Origin of the sequence: Kocuria cellulosilytica (genome assembly GCF_040981245.1) — a bacterium.
Classification (GTDB): Bacteria; Actinomycetota; Actinomycetes; order Actinomycetales; family Micrococcaceae; genus Kocuria; species Kocuria cellulosilytica.
Map to the genome: position 1 here is coordinate 206,563 of NZ_JAVFWZ010000003.1, position 19,913 is coordinate 226,475.

General features: G+C 73.0%; 15 protein-coding genes and 2 pseudogenes. 14 read left to right on the forward strand and 3 right to left on the reverse strand.

Translation table 11 applies throughout. The annotated features are described in order from the left end of the window. Window positions 1–34 precede the first annotated feature (34 nt). The 12 genes and pseudogenes from RCG67_RS06030 to RCG67_RS06085 form a co-directional block, all read left to right on the forward strand. Window positions 35–538: a PH-like domain-containing protein gene (locus RCG67_RS06030; protein ID WP_368825273.1), complete on the forward strand. Its 504-nt coding sequence runs from the start codon at window positions 35–37 to the stop codon at window positions 536–538. A 78-nt stretch (window positions 539–616) separates the two neighbouring features. Beyond that, entirely contained in the window at window positions 617–1,864 is a 1,248-nt protein-coding gene (gene carA, locus RCG67_RS06035) for a glutamine-hydrolyzing carbamoyl-phosphate synthase small subunit (RefSeq protein ID WP_368825274.1), read from the forward strand. A gap of 1 nt (window position 1,865) precedes the next feature. Beyond that, window positions 1,866–5,192: a carbamoyl-phosphate synthase large subunit gene (gene carB, locus RCG67_RS06040; protein ID WP_368825275.1), complete on the forward strand. Its 3,327-nt coding sequence runs from the start codon at window positions 1,866–1,868 to the stop codon at window positions 5,190–5,192. After that, window positions 5,185–6,099 carry an orotidine-5'-phosphate decarboxylase gene (gene pyrF, locus RCG67_RS06045; protein ID WP_368825276.1) on the forward strand — a complete coding sequence of 305 codons (915 nt, stop codon included), beginning with the start codon at window positions 5,185–5,187 and terminating at the stop codon, window positions 6,097–6,099. Before carB ends, pyrF begins: the two co-directional genes overlap by 8 nt. Window positions 6,100–6,275: 176 nt before the next feature. Further along, window positions 6,276–6,590 carry an integration host factor, actinobacterial type gene (gene mihF, locus RCG67_RS06050; protein WP_058872655.1) on the forward strand — a complete coding sequence of 105 codons (315 nt, stop codon included), beginning with the start codon at window positions 6,276–6,278 and terminating at the stop codon, window positions 6,588–6,590. A gap of 67 nt (window positions 6,591–6,657) precedes the next feature. After that, the gene (gene gmk / locus RCG67_RS06055) at window positions 6,658–7,257 is read left to right on the forward strand and encodes a guanylate kinase (RefSeq protein ID WP_368825277.1); all 600 of its coding nucleotides are present in this window, start codon (window positions 6,658–6,660) and stop codon (window positions 7,255–7,257) included. 29 nt (window positions 7,258–7,286) lie between these two features. After that, window positions 7,287–7,541 (forward strand): annotated as a pseudogene (gene rpoZ / locus RCG67_RS06060) (DNA-directed RNA polymerase subunit omega); the annotation flags it as partial. Between the two features lie 337 nt (window positions 7,542–7,878). Then, window positions 7,879–9,105: a bifunctional phosphopantothenoylcysteine decarboxylase/phosphopantothenate--cysteine ligase CoaBC gene (gene coaBC / locus RCG67_RS06065; protein WP_368825278.1), complete on the forward strand. Its 1,227-nt coding sequence runs from the start codon at window positions 7,879–7,881 to the stop codon at window positions 9,103–9,105. A 74-nt stretch (window positions 9,106–9,179) separates the two neighbouring features. Further along, a complete protein-coding gene (gene metK, locus RCG67_RS06070; RefSeq protein WP_368825279.1) occupies window positions 9,180–10,385 on the forward strand; it encodes a methionine adenosyltransferase in 1,206 nt (401 codons plus the stop codon). 2 nt (window positions 10,386–10,387) lie between these two features. Beyond that, window positions 10,388–12,502, forward strand: coding sequence for a primosomal protein N' family DNA-binding protein (locus tag RCG67_RS06075; RefSeq protein ID WP_368825280.1), 2,115 nt, complete (start codon window positions 10,388–10,390; stop codon window positions 12,500–12,502). Between the two features lie 124 nt (window positions 12,503–12,626). Beyond that, complete coding sequence (locus RCG67_RS06080) at window positions 12,627–14,108, forward strand: glutamate-cysteine ligase family protein (protein ID WP_368825281.1); 1,482 nt, start codon at window positions 12,627–12,629, stop codon at window positions 14,106–14,108. A gap of 207 nt (window positions 14,109–14,315) precedes the next feature. Continuing rightward, window positions 14,316–14,679, forward strand: a pseudogene (locus tag RCG67_RS06085) (helix-turn-helix domain-containing protein); the annotation flags it as partial. Window positions 14,680–15,030: 351 nt separating this feature from the next. Here the strand turns inward: RCG67_RS06085 and RCG67_RS06090 are convergent. The 3 genes from RCG67_RS06090 to RCG67_RS06100 form a co-directional block, all read right to left on the reverse strand. Then, on the reverse strand, window positions 15,031–15,777 hold the full coding sequence (locus RCG67_RS06090; protein WP_368825282.1) for an SAM-dependent methyltransferase: 747 nt from the start codon (window positions 15,775–15,777) through the stop codon (window positions 15,031–15,033). Window positions 15,778–15,922: 145 nt separating this feature from the next. After that, on the reverse strand, window positions 15,923–17,023 hold the full coding sequence (locus tag RCG67_RS06095; protein WP_368825283.1) for an alpha/beta fold hydrolase: 1,101 nt from the start codon (window positions 17,021–17,023) through the stop codon (window positions 15,923–15,925). Window positions 17,024–17,435: 412 nt separating this feature from the next. Beyond that, window positions 17,436–17,657 carry a hypothetical protein gene (locus RCG67_RS06100; RefSeq protein WP_368825284.1) on the reverse strand — a complete coding sequence of 74 codons (222 nt, stop codon included), beginning with the start codon at window positions 17,655–17,657 and terminating at the stop codon, window positions 17,436–17,438. 463 nt (window positions 17,658–18,120) lie between these two features. Between RCG67_RS06100 and RCG67_RS06105 the strand changes: the two genes are divergently transcribed. Continuing rightward, entirely contained in the window at window positions 18,121–18,657 is a 537-nt protein-coding gene (locus RCG67_RS06105) for a flavodoxin domain-containing protein (RefSeq protein ID WP_368825285.1), read from the forward strand. Beyond that, window positions 18,657–19,634, forward strand: a complete 978-nt coding sequence (locus tag RCG67_RS06110) for a hypothetical protein (protein WP_368825286.1) — start codon at window positions 18,657–18,659, stop codon at window positions 19,632–19,634. The genes RCG67_RS06105 and RCG67_RS06110 overlap by 1 nt, the downstream gene beginning before the upstream one ends. The last annotated feature ends 279 nt before the right edge of the window (window positions 19,635–19,913 follow it).

The following is a 19,913-nucleotide window of genomic DNA, read 5'->3' on the forward strand; positions in this document are numbered from 1 at the left end:
CGCCCCTCTTCCACCGCCCGGAGGCCCCCGTCCCATGGACCAGCTCCCCACCGTGCTCGTCACGGTCCTCGTCCTCGCCGTGCTCTTCGCCCTGCTCCGCCGGGGCTGGTCCACGCGTGTGCGACGCCAGTCCGGGATCCCCGCGCCGGCCGCGCCGCCCGCGGGCCTCGAGGAGCGCGAGCCCCGGCTCGTGGTCCCGGGCATGTACGTGAGCACCACGGAGGCCGGCGCCCCGCTCGAGCGGATCGCCGCCCACGGACTGGGCGTGCGCGCCCGGGCGAGGGCGCTGGTCCTCGAGGACGGCGTGCTCCTCGACCGGCAGGGCGCCCCGGCCCTGTTCGTCCCCGCCGCCGACCTCGTGGCCGTGGGCACCAGCTCCGGCATGGTCGGGAAGTTCGTGGAGCGGGACGGGCTCGCCGTGCTCACCTGGAGGCTCGGCCCCACCGTGGTGGACACCGGCTTCCGCACCCAGCGGGCCGAGGACAAGCAGCGGCTCCTCGCCGCCGTGGAGGCGATCGTCCCGGCACCGCACTCCTGACCCGCCGGCGGCACCCCGCCGCCCCGCCGCAACGACCCCCAGACCTGACGACCCACAGACCTGAACGTGAGGACGACCTTGAGCTCGATCACCACTGAACCCGCCGTGCTCGTGCTGGAGGACGGCCGCGTCTTCCGCGGCCGCGCCTACGGCGCGCTCGGCACCGCCCTCGGCGAGGCCGTGTTCTCCACCGGCATGACCGGCTACCAGGAGACCATCACCGACCCCTCCTACGCCGGCCAGCTCGTCGTGCAGACCGCCCCGCACATCGGCAACACCGGCGTCAACGCCGCCGACGCCGAGTCCCGGCGGATCTGGGTGTCCGGCTACGTCGTGCGCGACGCGGCCCGCCGCCCGTCCAACTGGCGCTCCGAGGGCTCCCTCGACGAGGAGCTGGCCGCGCAGGGCGTCGTCGGCATCCAGGACGTCGACACCCGGGCGATCACCCGTCACCTGCGGGACCGCGGCGCGATGCGCGGCGGGATCTTCTCCGGGGACGCCGCGCTGCGCCCGGACGCCGAGCTCGTGGCCGAGGTCGGCACCGCCGAGCGGATGGAGGGCCGCCGGCTCGCCGAGACGGTCACGGCGCCGGAGGCCTACGTCGTCGAGCCCGTCGAGCACGGCTGGACCGGCGAGGTGCTGCACGAGCTCGTGGCGGTGGACCTGGGGATCAAGTCGATGACCCCCCACCGCTTCGCCGAGCGCGGCGTGCGCGTGCACGTCGTGCCCGCCGGCACGGACTTCGAGCAGATCCGGGCCCTGGACCCGCGCGGGGTGTTCTTCTCCAACGGCCCCGGCGACCCCGCCACCGCCGAGCGGCAGATCGAGACGCTGCGGGAGGTGCTCCGCGCCGGCATCCCGTTCTTCGGCATCTGCTTCGGCAACCAGCTGCTGGGCCGTGCCCTGGGCTTCGGCACCTACAAGCTCGTCTTCGGCCACCGGGGGATCAACCAGCCGGTCCTGGACCGGAGGACCGGGCGCGTGGAGATCACCGCCCACAACCACGGCTTCGCCGTGGACGCCCCCCTGGACGGCCCGGTTGAGGCGCCCCTCGGCGAGTTCGGACGCGTCGAGGTCAGCCACGTGTGCCTCAACGACGACGTGGTGGAGGGGCTCAACTGCCTCGACCTGCCCGCGTTCTCGGTGCAGTACCACCCGGAGGCCGCCGCCGGCCCGCACGACGCCTCCTACCTCTTCGGCCGGTTCATCGAGCTGATGGACAGCCACCGGGACGGCCGCGCCGACCCGACCATCGACAACGCCGTCCCCGGCGGCGCCCAGGGCGCGCAGGAGTCCCGGGACGCAGACACGGAAGGGCAGAACTGACATGCCGCGCAGGACAGACCTCAACAGCGTTCTGGTCATCGGCTCCGGGCCGATCGTCATCGGCCAGGCCGCGGAGTTCGACTACTCGGGCACGCAGGCCCTGCGGGTGCTCAAGGAGGAGGGCCTGCGGGTCATCCTCGTGAACTCCAACCCCGCGACCATCATGACCGACCCGGAGTTCGCCGACGCGACCTACGTGGAGCCCATCACCCCCGAGGTGGTCGAGAAGATCATCGCCAAGGAGCGGCCCGACGCGCTGCTGCCGACCCTGGGCGGGCAGACGGCCCTCACCGCGGCCATCGCCCTCGACGCGAACGGCGTGCTCGAGAAGTACGGTGTGGAGCTCATCGGGGCGGACGTCGAGGCGATCAACCTCGCCGAGGACCGGGAGGCGTTCAAGGGCGTGGTGGAGCGCTGCGGCGCCGAGTCCGCCCGCTCCGTGATCGTGCACTCCATGCCCGAGGCCCTCGCCGCCGCCGAGCAGCTGGGCTACCCCATGGTGGTGCGTCCGTCCTTCACGATGGGCGGCCTGGGCTCGGGCATGGCCTACGACGAGGAGGACCTGCACCGCATCGCCGGCGCCGGCATCCAGTACAGCCCGACCTCCGAGGTGCTCCTCGAGGAGTCGATCCTCGGCTGGAAGGAGTACGAGCTGGAGATGATGCGCGACAAGCACGACAACGTCGTGGTCGTGTGCTCCATCGAGAACCTCGACCCCGTCGGGGTGCACACCGGGGACTCGATCACCGTGGCCCCGGCCATGACCCTGACCGACCGCGAGTACCAGAAGCTGCGCGACATCGCGATCGCCGTGATCCGCGAGGTGGGGGTGGACACCGGCGGGTGCAACGTCCAGTTCGCGGTCGAGCCGGACACCGGCCGCGTCGTCGTCATCGAGATGAACCCGCGGGTCTCCCGGTCCTCGGCGCTGGCCTCCAAGGCCACCGGCTTCCCGATCGCCAAGATCGCCACGAAGCTGTCGCTCGGCTACACCCTCGACGAGATCCCCAACGACATCACGCAGAAGACCCCGGCGTCCTTCGAGCCGGCGCTGGACTACGTCGTCGTGAAGATCCCGCGCTTCGCGTTCGAGAAGTTCCCGGCCGCGGACCCCACGCTGACCACCACCATGAAGTCGGTCGGCGAGGCCATGGCCATCGGGCGCAACTTCACCGAGGCGCTGCAGAAGGCCATGCGCTCCCTCGAGCAGAAGGGCTCCAGCTTCTCGTTCGTGCGCGCCGAGCTCCACGACGACGCCCTGGCGCGGCTCGTCGACGCCACGCGGACGCCCACCACGGAGCGCCTCCAGCAGGTCCAGCAGGCCCTGCTGGCCGGCGCGTCCGTGGAGCGGCTCTACGAGGCCACCGGCATCGACCCCTGGTTCCTCGACCAGCTGGTGCTGCTCAACGAGGTCGCGGACGCCGTGCGGGAGGACGGCGACCTCACGGTCCGCACCCTGCGCCTGGCCAAGCGGCACGGCTTCTCCGACGCCCAGATCGGCGAGCTCGCCCACCTGTCCGAGGACGTGGTCCGCGGAGTGCGCCACGCGCTGGGCATCCGGCCCGTGTTCAAGACCGTGGACACGTGCGCGGCGGAGTTCGAGGCGTTCACCCCCTACCACTACTCCTCCTACGACGAGGAGAGCGAGGTGGGCCGGCACGAGCGCCCCTCGATCATGATCCTGGGCTCGGGGCCGAACCGGATCGGGCAGGGCATCGAGTTCGACTACTCGTGCGTGCACGCGTCCATGGTGCTGCGCGAGGCCGGGCACGAGACCGTCATGGTCAACTGCAACCCGGAGACCGTCTCCACCGACTACGACATCTCGACGCGGCTGTACTTCGAGCCGCTGACCTTCGAGGACGTCATGGAGGTCGTCGAGACCGAGCGGCGCTCCGGCGGGCTGCTCGGGGTGTTCGTGCAGCTGGGCGGGCAGACCCCGCTCAAGCTTGCCGCCCAGCTCAAGGCCGCGGGGGTGCCGATCCTCGGCACCACGCCGGAGGCCATCGACCTCGCCGAGGACCGCGGGGAGTTCGCCCGCGTGCTCGGCGAGGCCGGCCTGCGCCAGCCCAAGAACGGCACGGCGTCCACCTTCGCGGACGCGAAGCGGATCGCGGACGACATCGGCTACCCCGTGCTCGTGCGCCCCTCGTACGTGCTCGGCGGCCGCGGCATGGAGATCGTCTACGACGAGCCGGCCCTGGCCCGCTACCTGCAGAACGCCACGGAGGTCTCGGCCTCGCGGCCCGCGCTGATCGACAAGTTCCTCGAGGACGCCATCGAGATCGACGTGGACGCCCTCTACGACGGCCGGGAGCTCTACGTGGGCGGCGTCATGGAGCACCTCGAGGAGGCCGGCATCCACTCCGGCGACTCCGCGTGCACCCTGCCCTCCATCACCCTGGGCCCCGACGTGGTCGAGCGCGTGCGCGAGGCCACCCTGGCCATCGCCCGCGGCGTGGGCGTGTGCGGGCTGATCAACATCCAGTTCGCCGTGGCCTCCGACATCCTCTACGTCATCGAGGCGAACCCGCGGGCCTCCCGCACCGTGCCGTTCGTGTCCAAGGCCACGGGCGTGCAGCTGGCCAAGGCCGCCGCCCTCATCGGCACCGGCACGACCATCGCCCAGCTGCGGGCCCAGGGGCACCTGCCCCAGCGGATCGACGGCTCCACGCTGCCGGCCTCGGCCCCCGTGGCCGTGAAGGAGGCCGTGCTGCCGTTCGCGCGCTTCCGCACCGCCGAGGGGGCCGTGGTCGACTCCCTGCTGGGCCCGGAGATGCGCTCCACGGGGGAGGTCATGGGCCTGGACAAGTACTTCGACACGGCCTTCGCCAAGGCCCAGGCCGCCGCGAACGTCTCCCTGCCCACGTCCGGGCGGATGTTCGTCTCGGTGGCCAACAAGGACAAGCGCTCCTCGATCGCCTACGTGCGGATGTTCCGCGACCTCGGCTTCGAGATCCTCGCCACCGGCGGGACCGCGGACGTGCTGCGCCGCAACGGCATCGAGTCCACCGTGGTCCGCAAGATCCGGGAGACGGCACCCGGCGAGCGGACCATCGTGGACCTGATCGCGGACGGGGAGATCGACCTGATCTTCAACACCCCGGCCGGCGGCGCCGCCCGCGGCGACGGCTACGAGATCCGCGCCGCGGCCACCAGCGTGGGCGTGCCCCTGATGACCACGGTCTCCGTGCTGGGCGCCGCCCTGCAGGCCGTCACCGCGCTGCGCTCCTACTCGTGGGACGTCACGAGCCTGCAGGAGCACGAGCAGCGCCTGGAGGTCCTGCTCCGCGCCGAGGAGTCCGAGCCCGAGGCCGTGCGTGCCTGAGGGCGCGGCCCCGGTGCCCCCCGCCCCCGGCCGAGCGCCCTTCGGCGCCCGGCTGGGGGCGGCGATGGACGAGCACGGCCCCCTGTGCGTGGGCGTCGACCCGCACCCGGGCCTGCTGGACGCGTGGGACCTGCCCCGCTCCGCCGAGGGACTGCGCCGGTTCACCCTGACCGTCCTGGAGGCGGCCGCCGGCCGCGCCGCCGCCCTCAAGCCCCAGGTGGCGCTGTACGAGCCCTACGGCGCCGCCGGCTTCGCCGTGCTCGAGGAGCTGCTCGCCGAGGCCCGCTCGGCGGGCCTGCTGACCGTCGCCGACGCCAAGCGCGGCGACATCGGCTCCACGATGGAGGCCTACGCGGCCGCGTGGCTGGGGGAGGGGTCCCCGCTCGCGGCCGACGCCGTGACCCTGAGCCCGTACCTCGGCTTCGAGTCCCTGCGCCCGGCCCTGGACCTGGCCGCCCGGACCGGGCGCGGCACGTTCGTGCTGGCGCTCACCTCCAACCCCGAGGGCCGCTCCGTCCAGCACGCCGGGGGCCGCGAGTCGGTGGCGGGCGCGGTGTGCGCCGCGGCCGCGGCCGAGAACGCCCGGCTCCTCGCGTCCGCGGACGGGACCGCCGCCGGGGCGGCCCGGGACCGCCTGGGCTCCTGCGGGCTCGTGGTGGGCGCCACGGTCGGCGGCGCCCCCGCGGAGCTGGGCCTCGACCTGGCCGCCGTGCGCGGGCCGCTGCTCGCCCCGGGCTACGGCGCGCAGGGCGCCCGCGCCGAGGAGCTGCCGGGCGTGTTCGGCGCCGCGGCCGGCCAGGTGCTCGCGGCCTCGAGCCGGGCGATCCTGCGCCGCGGACCGGACGCCGCGGCGCTGCGGGAGGCGGTCGACCGCTCCGCCGGGGAGCTGGCGGCCGCGCTGGGCTGAGCCACCCGCCGGTCCCGGGACGCGCTGCGGCGGGGTCCCCGATGACGACACCCCTGGTCACGCCACGGTCGTGTTGCCGTGCAGAACATCGTTCTTCATGTAGTTTCTTTAGCAAACGGGCTGTCCGTCCCCCCGCGGGACGGGGGCTGCAGTCCGTGGCGACGAGGAGGAACCACATGGCACTGCGTCCGTTGACCGACGAGGAGCGCGCCGCCGCGCGGGAGAAGGCCACCCGAGCGCGGACCGCACGCGCCGACGTGAAGAAGGGGCTGCGCGAGCGCCGCCTGACGGTCGCCGAGATCCTCGAGCGGGCGGACCGGGACGAGGCCGTGAGCCGGCTGAAGGTCTCGGACCTGCTCGAGGCCACCCCCGGCATCGGCAAGGTCCGCTCGGCGGCCATCATGGACGAGATCGGCATCGCCCGCACCCGGCGGCTGCGCGGGCTCGGCGTGCACCAGCGCAGGGCGCTCATCGAGCACCTCGACCGCTGAGGCGGGCGGGGCGCGGGGGCCGGGGCGCGATCCGCTAGATTGGGGGAAACACCCCAGTCCCAGGAGGATGCCCGTGAGCCCCGACGCGCCCCGCGCCGCGCGCCCGCCCCTGACCGTGCTCGCCGGACCCACGGCCGTGGGCAAGGGCACGGTCTCGACCTACGTCCGGGACCACTACCCCCAGGTGTGGCTGTCCGTGTCCGCGACCACCCGGGCCCCCCGCCCGGGGGAGGTCGACGGCACGCACTACTTCTTCGTCTCCGACGAGGAGTTCGACGCGATGGCCCGGGACGGCCGGCTGCTCGAGTGGGCCGTGGTGCACAACTCGCACCGCTACGGCACGCTGCGCTCCTCCGTGGAGCAGGCCATCGAGCACGGGTACCGCGTCCTGCTCGAGATCGACCTGCAGGGCGCCCGGCAGGTCCGCGACACCATGCCGGACGCCAATTTCGTGTTCCTCGCCCCGCCCAGCTGGGACGAGATGGTCGCCCGGCTCGTCGGCCGGGGCACCGAGACGGCCGCGGAACAGCGGGTCCGGCTGGAAACCGCTAAACTGGAGCTCGCGGCAGAGCCGGAGTTCGACCACACCGTCGTCAACGACCGGGTCGAGCGCGCCGCCGCCGAACTCGTGCAGCTCATGGGGATCGACCCCGAGCAGGCATCCTGATACCCGTCCACCCCGTCTGGAGCAATCGCTTGTCTACCCACACCGAAGGCATCATCAACCCGCCGATCGACGCCCTGCTGAAGAAGTCCGACTCCAAGTACGGGCTCGTGATCTTCGGCGCCCGGCGGGCCCGGCAGATCAATGCCTACTACTCGCAGCTCCACGAGGGCCTGTTCGAGTACGTCGGTCCCCTCGTGGACACCCAGCTCAACGAGAAGCCGCTGTCGATCGCGTTCCGCGAGATCGACGAGGGCCTCATCGAGGGCCGCCCGGTGGAGCACGCCGGGTTCGCCGAGAACGGCCAGCTCACCACGGAGGCCGACCTCGCCGCCGACGTGTTCGGCGCCGACTTCTTCGCCCAGGGCACCGAGGAGAGCGCCGTGGACTTCTCCGCGGACGCCGCCTTCTCCGGCGGCACCTCGGTCGACTTCTCCTCCGGCGCCGAGACCCCGGCCGAGCCGCTGGGCGACCTGCCCGGCAGCGCCGCGGCCATCGCCGCCGACAGCGCCTCCGACGGCGCCGGCGACGCCGCGGACGCCGCTCCGGAGGAGCCGGGGCGGGAGCCCGGGGACCTCCAGGACCAGTGAGCCGCCCGGCACCCTCGCGCCGGGGCGCGGCGGCATGAGGATCGTCCTCGGCATCGGCGGGGGCATCGCCGCGTACAAGGCGGCGCTGCTCCTGCGCCTGTTCACCGAGGGCGGCCACACGGTGGTGCCCGTCCCCACCGAGGCCGCGCTGCGGTTCGTGGGCGCCCCCACGTGGGAGGCGCTCTCGGGCCAGCGGGTCAGCGCGGACGTCTTCGACCGGGTGGACGAGGTCAACCACGTCCACCAGGGCCAGGCCGCCGACCTCGTCGTCGTCGCCCCGGCGACCGCCGACCTGCTGGCGCGCGCCGCCCACGGGCACGCCGACGACCTGCTGACCACCACGCTGCTCGCCACCCGGGCCCCCGTGCTGTTCGCCCCGGCGATGCACACCGAGATGTGGCTCAACCCGGCCGTGCAGGCCAACGTCGCGACGCTGCGCGCCCACGGGCACACCGTCCTCGAGCCCGCCGACGGCCGGCTCACCGGTCCCGACTCCGGCCCCGGCCGGCTCCCCGAGCCCGAGGCCGTCCGCGACGCCGCCCTGGCCCTCGCCGGACGGGGCGACGCCCCCGACGGCCCGCTGGCCGGCACCCGGGTGCTCGTGAGCGCCGGCGGCACCCGCGAGCCCCTGGACCCCGTCCGGTACCTGGGCAACCGCTCGTCCGGCAAGCAGGGCGTGGCGATCGCCGCCGCCGCCCGGGACGCCGGCGCCGCGGTGACCCTCGTGGCCGCCCACCTGGAGACCCCGGTGCCCGCCGGCGTCGAGGTCGTGCACGCGGGCACCGCCGAGCAGCTGCGCCGCGCCTGCGTGCGCGCCGCGGCGCGGGCCGACGTCGTGGTGATGGCCGCCGCGGTGGCCGACTACCGCCCGGCCCGGGTCGCCGACGCGAAGCTGAAGAAGGCCGAGGACGGCTCCAACCCCGTGCTCGAGCTGGTGCGCAACCCCGACGTGCTGCGAGAGCTCGTGGACCTGCGCAACACCGCCCGGCGCCGCCAGCTCCTCGTGGGCTTCGCCGCCGAGACCGGGGACGCCGAGACCGACCCGCTGACGTTCGGGCGCCGGAAGCTCGTGCGCAAGGGCTGCGACCTGCTGGCCGTCAACCACGTGGGGGAGAACCTGGTGTTCGGCCAGGACAGCACGGTCCTGACCGTGCTCAGCGCCGCCGGCACCCCCGAGCAGGTCCTGGAGGGGTCCAAGGCGGACGTGGCCCGCGGGCTCGTGGCGCGGATCGCCGAGGAGCTGACCGCCGTCCGCGCCTGAGCCGGCCGCCCCGCTCCCTGCCGCCGGCGGGCGCGGCGCTGCGCCGTCCGGGGCGCCCGGTAGTGTGGTCTCCCGTGAGCGAGACGACCCAGCACCTGAGACTGTTCACCTCCGAGTCCGTCACGGAGGGACACCCCGACAAGATCTGCGACCAGATCAGCGACTCCATCCTGGACGACCTGCTGCGCCAGGACCCCGAGTCCTCCGTGGCGGTCGAGACCATGGTGACCACGGGGCTCGTCCACGTCGCCGGCGAGGTGAAGACCCGCGGATACGTGGAGATCCCCAACGTGGTGCGCAAGACGCTGCTCGACATCGGCTACAACTCCTCGGTGCACGGCTTCGACGGCGAGTTCTGCGGGGTGTCGATCAGCGTGGGGGAGCAGTCCCCGGAGATCTACGAGGGCGTGTTCCAGTCCCTCGAGGTCCGCGAGGGCACCGCCCGCGACGCCCGTGACGCCCAGGGCGCCGGGGACCAGGGCATCATGTTCGGCTACGCCTCCGACGAGACCGAGGTCCTGATGCCGGCGCCGATCTTCATCGCGCACCGGCTCTCCGAGCAGCTCACCCGGGTCCGGAAGACCGCCGTGCTGCCCGGGCTGCGCCCCGACGGCAAGACCCAGGTCACCCTCGGCTACGACGGCCACCGGCCGGTGGCCGTGGACACCGTGGTGGTCTCCGCCCAGCACGTCGAGGGCTACGACCTCGACCAGCTGGCCTCCGACCTGCGGCAGAGCGTGATCACCCCCGTGCTCGAGGAGACCGGGCTGGACCTGTCCGGGACCCAGGTCATCATCAACCCGGCCGGCAACTTCGTGCGCGGCGGTCCCGTGGGGGACGCCGGGCTGACCGGGCGCAAGATCATCGTGGACACCTACGGCGGGATGGCCCGCCACGGCGGGGGCGCCTTCTCCGGCAAGGACCCCTCGAAGGTCGACCGCTCCGCGGCCTACGCGATGCGCTGGGTGGCCAAGAACGTGGTGGCGGCCGGCCTGGCCCACCGCGTCGAGGTCCAGGTCGCCTACGCGATCGGTCGCGCCGCCCCCGTCGGCCTCTACGTGGAGACCTTCGGCACGGAGCAGGTCGACCCGGCCCGGATCGAGCGCGCCATCCGCGAGGTCTTCGACCTGCGTCCCCTGGCGATCATCGAGGACCTCGACCTCAAGCGCCCCATCTACGCGCGCACCGCCGCGCACGGGCACTTCGGCCGCTCCGAGCCCGAGTTCACCTGGGAGCGCACGGACCGCGTCGCGGACCTGCGGTCGGCCGCCGGGCTCTGACCGTGGACCCGGAGGACCCCGGGGCGGCCGCGGAGGGCCCGCGGCAGCTGTCGCTCCTCTCGGGCTTCCCGCCCCGGCCTCCGCGCGAGGACGCGAAGGGCGTGGGTGCCGTCCAGGCGGCGGAGCAGGACCCCGTGGCCCGGGTGCTGCTCGACACCCACGTCCCGCACCTGGACCGGCCGTTCGACTACCTCGTGCCCGCCGGGATGGCCGCGGCGGCGGTGCCGGGCGCGCGCGTCAAGGTCGGCTTCGGCGGCCAGGAGCTGACCGGCTACGTGCTCGAGCGCGCCGCCGGCTCCGAGGTCATGCACCGGATCCAGCCCCTGCGCCGGGTGCTGTCCCCGCTGCCCGTGCTCGCCCCCGAGATCGCCCGGCTGGCCGAGGACGTCGCCGCCCGCTCCGCCGGCACCGTCGCGGATGTCGTGCGGGTGGCCGTCCCGCCGCGGGTCGCCCGCGTCGAGAAGGAGATCGAGCAGCGGCTGGCCGAGGCCCCGGGCCACTCCACCGGGCTGTCCCCGCAGGCCCCCGGCCCCTCCCACGACGCCGCGCTGGCGGACTACGCCGGCGGTGCGGCGTTCCTGGCGGAGCTCGCGGCGGGGGCGTCCCCGCGGGCCGTCGTCGAGGTGCTCCCCGCCCATCCCGCCCACGACTGGACGGACGTGCTCGCCGCGGCGATCGGGGCGGCCTGGCGGGCCGGGCGCGGAGCGGTGGCGGTCGTCGCGGACCAGAAGGCGCTGGCGCGGCTGGAGCGCTCGGTGGTGGACGAGATCGGCGGGGAGCACCTCGTGCGCCTGCACGCCGAGGACGGGCCCACGCCCCGCTACCGGGCGTTCCTCGCCGCGGCCACCGGCCAGGTCCGGGTGGTCCTGGGCACCCGCTCCGCCGCCTACGCCCCCGTGGACGACCTCGGGCTCGTGGCCTGCTTCGACGACGGCGACGAGAACCTCGTGGAGCAGCGCGCCCCGTACCAGCACGTCCGGGACGTGCTGCTGCTGCGCGCCGGGCGCAGCGGGTGCGCGGCCCTGTTCGCCGGGCACGCCGTGAGCCCCGAGGCCCAGCGGCTCGTCGTCTCCGGGTGGGCCCGCCGGATCGCGCCGGCCCGGGACGTGCTGCGGGTCCACACGCCGCGGATCGTCTCCACGGCCGACTCCTTCCACGCCGCCCGGGACCCTCTCGCCTCCCGCGCCCGGCTGCCCGAGACGGCCTACCGCGCCGCCCGCGAGGGCCTCGAGCGGGGCCCCGTCCTGGTCCAGGTCGCCCGCGCCGGCTACGCCCCGCACCTCGCGTGCGAGCGCTGCCGCGAGCCCGCCCGCTGCACCGCCTGCGACGGCCCGCTCGGGGTCGTGTCCCGGCGCGGGGTCCCCCGGTGCGGGTGGTGCGGCCGCTCGGCGCACGCGTGGTCCTGCGCGGCGTGCGGGTCCCCGCGGATGCGCCTGGTCACCGTCGGCGCGCTCCGCACCGCCGAGGAGCTCGGGCGGGCGTTCCCGCGGGTGCCCGTCGTGGCGTCCTCGGGGGACGCGGTGCGCGCGGACGTCACCGGGGCCCCCGCCCTCGTCGTGGCCACCCCGGGCGCGGAGCCGGTCGCCGAGGGCGGCTACGCGGCGGCGCTGCTGCTCGACGGCAACCAGATGCTGATGCGCCCGGCCCTGCGCGCCGCGGAGCAGACGCTGCGCCGGTGGTTCAACGCGGCCGCACTCGTGCGCCGGGCCCGGGACGGCGGGATCGTGGTGGTCACCGCGGAGCACGAGGCCGCCGTGGGCGCGCTCGTGCGGTGGGACCCGGCCGGTCACGCCGAGCGCGAGCTCGTGGAGCGCCAGTCCCTGGGCCTGCCCCCGGCCGTGCGCTCGGCGGCGCTGACGGGCCCCGCCGCGGCGGTCGCCGCGTTCCTGGCCGACCTCGAGCTGCCGCCCGCGGTGCGGGTCATCGGGCCCACGCCCCTGGAGGACCACGAGCCCGGGCCGGAGGGGGAGCCGGCGCCGCACCGGGCGCTGCTGTTCTTCGGCTACGGCGTGGCCGGCGAGGTCACCCGCCGCCTGCGGGCCGTCCGGTCGAAGGCCTCCGCGCTGCGCAAGCACCCCCCGGTGCACGTGCGCTGCGACGTCACCGACCTCCTCTGAGCCCCGCCGGGCACCCGGGGGGACCCCGCCCGCGCCCCGGGCGGGCGCGGGTGTTGGCGCACGGGCCGCGGTGTGGTTGGTTGGAGTCGTGGGGCCGCGCCGCGGCCGGGATTTGGAGGCCACCGTGGGCGAAGAGGTCAGTTCCCGCAGCTACACGCGCGAGCAGCGCCAGCGCTACCGGGAGAAGGTCCGCGAGGACCTCGACGTGTTCGAGCAGATGCTCGCCCGCGCCTCGTTCGAGTTCGACCGTCCCATGACGGGCCTGGAGATCGAGCTCAACCTCGTGGACGGGCGGTTCGACCCGCACTTCCACAACGACGAGGTGCTCGCCGCGATCGCCGATCCCGGGTACCAGACCGAGCTGGCGCGGTACAACATCGAGCTCAACGTGCCCCCGCGGCCGCTGCCCGGGCGGGCCGCCCTCGACCTCGAGGAGGACCTGCGCGCCTCGCTCAACGCCGCCGACGCCGCGGCCCGCGGCGTCGGCTCGAGGATCGTGACGATCGGCATCCTGCCCACCCTGCGTCCCGAGCACTACGAGCAGGAGTGGATCAGCGACAACAACCGCTACACGGCGCTCAACGACTCGATCTTCGTGGCCCGCGGGGAGGACATCCGGCTCGAGATCGACGGGCCCGGCGGCGAGCGGATCTCCACCTACTGCGACTCGATCGCCCCCGAGTCGGCGTGCACGAGCGTGCAGCTGCACCTGCAGGTCGCCCCGGCCGAGTTCGCCGCGCACTGGAACGCCGCGCAGGCGCTGGCCGCCCCGCAGATCGCCCTCGGCGCGAACAGCCCGTACTTCTACGGCCGGCGGCTGCACGCCGAGACCCGGATCGCGCTGTTCGCCCAGGCCACGGACACCCGCCCCGTGGAGCTGAAGAACCAGGGGGTGCGCCCGCGGGTGTTCTTCGGCGAGCGCTGGATCACCTCGATCTTCGACCTGTTCGAGGAGAACGTGCGCTGGTTCCCGGCGCTGCTGGCCGAGTGCTCCGAGGAGGACCCGGCCGCGAAGCTGCGGGCCGGGCTGGCCCCGGACCTCTCGGAGCTGCGGCTGCACAACGGGACGGTCTACCGCTGGAACCGGCCGATCTACGACGTGGTCGGCGGGCGGCCGCACCTGCGGGTCGAGAACCGGGTGCTGCCCGCGGGCCCGACGATCGCCGACGTGATGGCCAACGCCGCGTTCTACTACGGGGCCACCCGGGTGCTGGCCCGGCAGGAGCGGCCGGTGTGGACCCGGATGAGCTTCCCCGCCTGCGCCGAGAACTTCTCCCGCGCCGCCCGCGACGGTCTCGACGCCCGGTTCTACTGGCCGGGCTTCGGGGAGGTCAGCGCGGACGAGCTCGTGCTGCGCCACCTGCTCCCGCTGGCCCACCAGGGCCTCGAGGAGTGGGGGGTGGCCCCGGAGGTGCGCGAGCGCTACCTGGGGATCATCGAGGGCCGGTGCGTCTCCGGGGTCAACGGCGCGGTGTGGCAGACCCGGGCGGTCGAGCACTTCGAGCGCCACGGCGCGGACCGGCCCACCGCCCTGCGCCGGATGCTGCAGGCCTACGCCGAGCACATGGACGAGAACGAGCCGGTGCACACCTGGCCGGTGCCGTAGGGCGGTCGAGCCCCTCGAACCCGGCCGGACCGCCGACAGGGTTCCCGGTAGGGCGACGCCGAGGCGGCTTCCCGGCTCCGTCGGACCATCGCCGCTTGCCGTCGCACGTCACAGAGGCGGCCACGACTCTCCCGGACGGGACGTTTCGCGACCGATGGGATGCGAGACGTCTCGTTGGGGAATTTTGCGCCCGCATGTTTCCGGGACAACATGCCGGCCTTCGCCGAGGCGCTGCGGGGCAGGGGTGCCGGGTTGCGGGTGCTGAACTTCGGTGGGGGAGACGTGGACACCGCGACCCCGATGGGGTCGACGGTGTTCACCGTCACGACCGCCCTGGCGTAGATGGAGCTGGACATCGAACGAGAACGGATCACCGACTCGGTGACCAAGCGCCGGGCCGCCGGCAAGGACCTCGGAGGGCGACGCCGGACCTGCACGGATTCTCAGATCCGCAACGCCCTGCGGCTCATCGAGGACGGGGAGCCGGCCACTCAGGGTCGCCCGGGATCCGGGGATGTCCCGGGCGACCCTGTACCGGCGGATCCGGGGACTTCCCGTACCGGTCGTCTGAGGGGCGCCCGTCGGCGAATCCGGAGCATGGCCGAGGCCGGGCCGATCGGGGGAGTGCACACCAGGACCTGGTCGACGGACTGCCGCCGGTGCTGGTGCAGCAGGGCGACCGCTGTCGCTGCAGGGTTTCGGCCCCGCCCCGGCAGCGGACATCTGCCGACGCCCGTCCGCGCGGGTCGTCTCGGTCCCGTCCGCCCACGCGCGTCGCAACCGACTCCCAGGCCCGCCGGCAGGCCAAGGCCTGGAGAGAGGGGGGTACGACTCACTCATGCTGCCGACGCCATGCCGCAGTGACGAGAGGTCCCGTGCGGGTCCCGAACGGTGTGGCGCCCGGGACCCGCACGGACGGTGGTCAGCGCTTCATGAGGGCGAAGACTCCCCAGCCGAGATACTCCCGCGTGGAGCGCGCGTAGCGGGCGGGCTCGGTGGTGAGTTCCTCCCGGACCTCGGTGGCCAGTTCGTCGTCCGGGTTCCGGTCGAGCCAGCGGCGCAGGTTGAGCCACTGGGCGGCGGCGTATCGGTCCCAGCTGTCCTGGTCGGCCAGCATCATCTCGACGACGTCGTACCCGAGCTCCTGGAAGTGCGCGATCAGTTCCGGGAGGAGCAGGAAATCGGCGATGCCGGTCGCGTGGCACGCCTGGGCAGTGTCCTCGTCCGGAGGGGTCCGCCGCCAGTAGGGCTCGCCGATCAGCATCAGCCCTCCGGTGTGGAGGCTGCGCTCGAGCAGCTCGGCGGTTCCGGCGACGCCGTTGCCGATCCACGTGGCGCCGAGGCAAGCGGCGAGGTCGACCGGCTGGTGTGCGACATAGCCGGCGGCGTCACCGTGGACGAATTCGACCCGGTCGGCGACGCCGAGGTCGGCGGCGCGGGCCTGGGCCTGCTCGGTGAAGACTGTGCTGATGTCCACCCCGGTGCCCGTGAAACCGAGGTCACGGGCCCAGGTGCACAGCATCTCGCCCGAGCCGCTGGCCAGGTCGAGCACCCGGGTTCCGGGGGCCAGGTGGAGCGCCTCGCCCAGGGCGGCCAGCTTGTCCGGGGTCAGCGGGTTGTGGATCCGGTGGGTGCTCTCACGGATGGTGAAGATGCGGGGAAAGTCCATGACCAGATTCTTTTCCGACATGCCGTGCGTTGGGAAGAGCGGGGACCTGCCGTGCCACCAGGTGACATCTGCTCCTGCTTCAGCACCCTTCCGCTTTGCATATGGCGGATTACAGGCCGGCCATTTGGCGGGTCCGAGGGGTCTCTCACGTTCGGTCGGCGAGACTCGTTGTGCCCCCCAGCACGTCGTCGCGCAGGATCTTCTGTGCCCGCTCGGGTTCCTCGAACAGTGGGCTGTGGGCGGACCGCTGGAAGGTGTAGAAGCCCTTGAGCGGTGCCTGCACCTTCTCGTAATACTTTCGTGCGAGGGGGTAGGAGCAGGTGTAGTCGTGGATCCCGTGCAGGAGGTAGAGCGGAATGGTCAGCTCGGTCACGGTCTCTCCCAGATCGGTCGCCAGGCTCTCGTCCCACAGGGCGCTGACGCCGGAAGAGAACTTGCCGCCCCATAGCCTGAGCTTCTCCGTGGGGGTGTACTGCGGGCTGCGCAGTGACGGCCAGAAAATACCCGAGAGCACCGAGTGCATGTCCCGGGCAGTGCCGACCCCCAACCGGTGCATCGCGGTGTCGCGGATCGCGAGATAGGCGCGCGGCGTTCCCCCCGTCACGGTCACCGGCGCCTTCCGGAGCCGCCGGATCATCCGCTGGTCGCCGAGTTCCTCGGACCGTCGCAGCATGTACTGGTAGGCCAGGACCTCCGACTGCAGTTGGTCGGCCATCTGCGCCATGCCGATGTAGGCGTGGTACCGTTCCGGTGCCCGGGCTGCGGCCTGCAGCCCGAAGAAGGTGCCGCCGGAATGCGCCATCAGGTAGATCTTGTCCGTGCCGAATCGCTGGCGCAGGTAGTCGGTCACGGTGAGCGTGTCAGCGATGAGCTGCTCCGAGGTGATGGCCTTGGAAGGGATGTCCGGACTGTAGGAGAGTCCCGTCCCGCGCTGTTCCCACCAGGCCACTGTGAAGTGGTGCTCCAGAACCGTCGGATACCTCTCGGTGAGGAAGTACTCCGGCATCCCTCCGTGCAGGAAGAGCAGAACCGGTCGCGCGGCATCGTGGCTGCGCAGGAACATGCCCTGTCGCACCCCGTTGACGTCCAGGTAGACCTTTTCTGCCAGACCTCCGGCTGCCGGGCAGCCGTCCGCACCGACGACCGGGAGGGGTTTGCCGTCGCTCCAGAGATGGGTACGGCGCAGCAGAGCACCGACGGCGAAAGCGGCGGCGGCGGCTGAGGTCAACCTGCGCAGGGCGGTCATGCGTGCTGCTCCTGACTGTCTCGCGGTGTGGTGACAAGGACCCGAATGGAGTAGCGCGGGACACGTTGTCCACCGGGGACAGGCCCCGGCGCTGAACCGGGGTGACACCTCCCTCGACCATCACGGCGCGACCGCCCCGGCGGAAGGCATCGTCGCCCGTGAAATGGATTCTACGATCGGCTTCGCGACGTCCGCGGGTGTGCCGAAGGCCGTTGGGTGCCCGGATTTTTCGGGGTCGCGCGGACGGCCGGCCCGTGTCGGCGCAGCTGCCGGACGAGGCAGGCCCCGTACGTCACGCAGATCAGGAGGACTACCGCGGAGACGTAGAACGCCTGTTGCAGGTCCGTGGTGGTGAGGTCGCCGCTGATGCTGATCAGGATGTGGAACACCACTCCGGGCAGGACGAACCCGGTCAGGGCCACCAGCAGTCCAGGACGCGACCGATCGCGACGGCGACGAGGATCTGGAGCAGCTGCTGCTCCCGGGTGTGGCCGCGGGCCAGGTTCACGATGTGGCCGATGTCGAGGGCGTCGAGCTGGTGGTCGAAGCCCTCGATGAGCTGCAGCAGGACCATGGCCGGCAGCGGCAGGAAGTACAGGGTGGCCCGGTAGCGGGGGCAGCGGGGCGCGCACACCGCAGTAGCCCAGCCACCCGTTGGCCTCCACGTACAGGACCAGCACCACGGACAGCACCACCAGGATCGGGGCGGTCACGGCGTTGGCCCGGCCCAGCTCCGCCGAGGTGGCGTCACCGATCCCGACCAGGACGATCAGCAGAATGATCCAGACCATGGCATGCCGGATCGGGCTCGCCGTGCGCAGCTTTTTCACGGGGATCACTTCTCCTCGCCGACGACGGTCCCGCGGGCAGGCCGTCGATCGAGCAGGGGTACCGCTCGGTGGGAATCAAGGGCGGAGCACTGTCGGTCTGCCGTTGTGGACGGCCGGGCCCATTCGCACCTTGCCACCTCCCTGACGTGAATTCACGGTGGTGAAGCCGGTGCCGGGGATCGAGCTGTCACATGTGGCCGGGAACCGCCACGCACTTCTCGCTCGGCCGCTCTCTTCCTAGGCTGAGGACGCCTAAGGAGGTGTCGGATGCGCATTCTGGTCGGTCATGCGAGCCGGCAGGGGCCCACCGTCGGGATCGCCCGGCGGAGCGCCGCCACGCCCGAGCGCGCCGTGGCCGCGGTGGAGGCGGCCCCGGTGGGGGAAGTGGGCGATCCTGCCGGCTACGACGCGGTGGTGCTGGACAGCGCAGTCCACAACCAGCCCTGGTCACCGGAGACCGCCGATGTCGCCCACCGCCACGCCGCGGTCCCGTCGTCCCGGCCGTTGTGGATGTTCGGCGTGGGCAGGTCCGACGGTCTGCCCCGGCCGCTGCGCCGGATGGCGGGCACCGCCCAGGACCAGCGGGTCGCGGCCGCCCTGCGCGAGGATGTGCAACCACGCGGCCATCGTGCGTTCTCAGGCGTGTGCCGGCCCGAACAGCTGCCCCGCTGGGTGGGAGTCACCTTCCGAGCTGTCGGCGCTCCCTTCGGGGACTACCGTGATCGGCCGGCGATCGAGGCCTGGTTCCAGCAGATCGCCCAGGAGCTGGACGTGCGATCGGTCGCCGAAGGCGCCGGAGGGTGATGCGCGCGAACCCCGGCCACCGCCACCCGCACGACGAGCGTCAGGTCCCTGGAGGGCCAGGGCGCCCGGTGCTGTGGTGGTGCGCTGTCATCGCGGTGCTGGCGGGCATCGCCGCCGCCACCGGTCTGCTGCAACAGGGCGGCCCAGGTCCTTTCGCGGTCGAGACGGTCCGGGGCCGGTCCGCCGAGATCTCCGGCTACGGGTTGTACCGCTACGACACCGTCTTCACCGCCGCCGGGAGTCAGGCCACCGATCTGGTGACCCTGATGATCGGGATCCCCCTGCTCCTGGGAGCCACAGTCGGGTGGTGGCGTGGCAGCACCCGGGCCGGGCTGGTGCTGCTGGGCACCCTGGGGTACTTCCTCTACGTCCACGCCGGCTACGCGCTGGGAGCGATCGCCTACAACGAGCTGTTCCTGCTCTACGTGGTGCTCTTCTCCGCAGCCTTGTATGCCTTCGTCCTGGTCTTCGCGGCCTTCTTCCGGCAGGACCCGGCCCGGCTGTTCTCACCCGGCACACCGCGGCGAGGACCGGCCGTGCTGATGTTCGCCAGCACCGTGGTGCTGCTGGTGGTGTGGGGGGTCCCGCTGGTGAGTGCTGCGCTCATGGGGGCGACCCCGGAGGGGCTGGGCCCGTATTCGACCGAGTTCACCGAGGCCCTGGATCTGGCGGTGATCACCCCGGCCACGGCCTGGGCCGGGGTGCTGATCCTGCGCCGGGACCCGCGGGGGTACCTGATCGCGGTCTCCTTGCTGGTGCTGGAGGTCCTGCTGGCGCCGTTGATCATCGCCCAGACGGTGATGCAACTGCGCGCCGGGGTGACCTTCACCCTGCCGGAGATCATCGGGCCCATGATCGGGTTCGTGCTCCTGGCCGTGGCGGCGGCCGCGGTGCTGTGGGTGATCCTGCGCTCGGTTTCCGCCGCGGCGACCCGGGCCGGAGGAGCACCGCGGGTACGAGCGGATGGGTCGCGGTGATCACGCCGCGGACCGAAGGCCCGGAACCACAGGGCCGTCATTCGGTCCCGTCGCTGACGGAACCGGTGAGGAAGTGGGGATCCTGGGCCTCCTGGACAGCCTTCCTGTCTGCGGTGGCCGACAGCGTGGCGCAGATCCTCTCGCCCCGCTGCTGCCTGTGCTGGCCTCCCCATGGAGCGACCTGCGGATCTTCACCTCGTCCCTGGTGCTGCTCCTGGCGCTGGTCGTGACCCTGAAGTGTCCGCATGAGCGCACTCCGGGTCAGCTGCGGGGCCACCC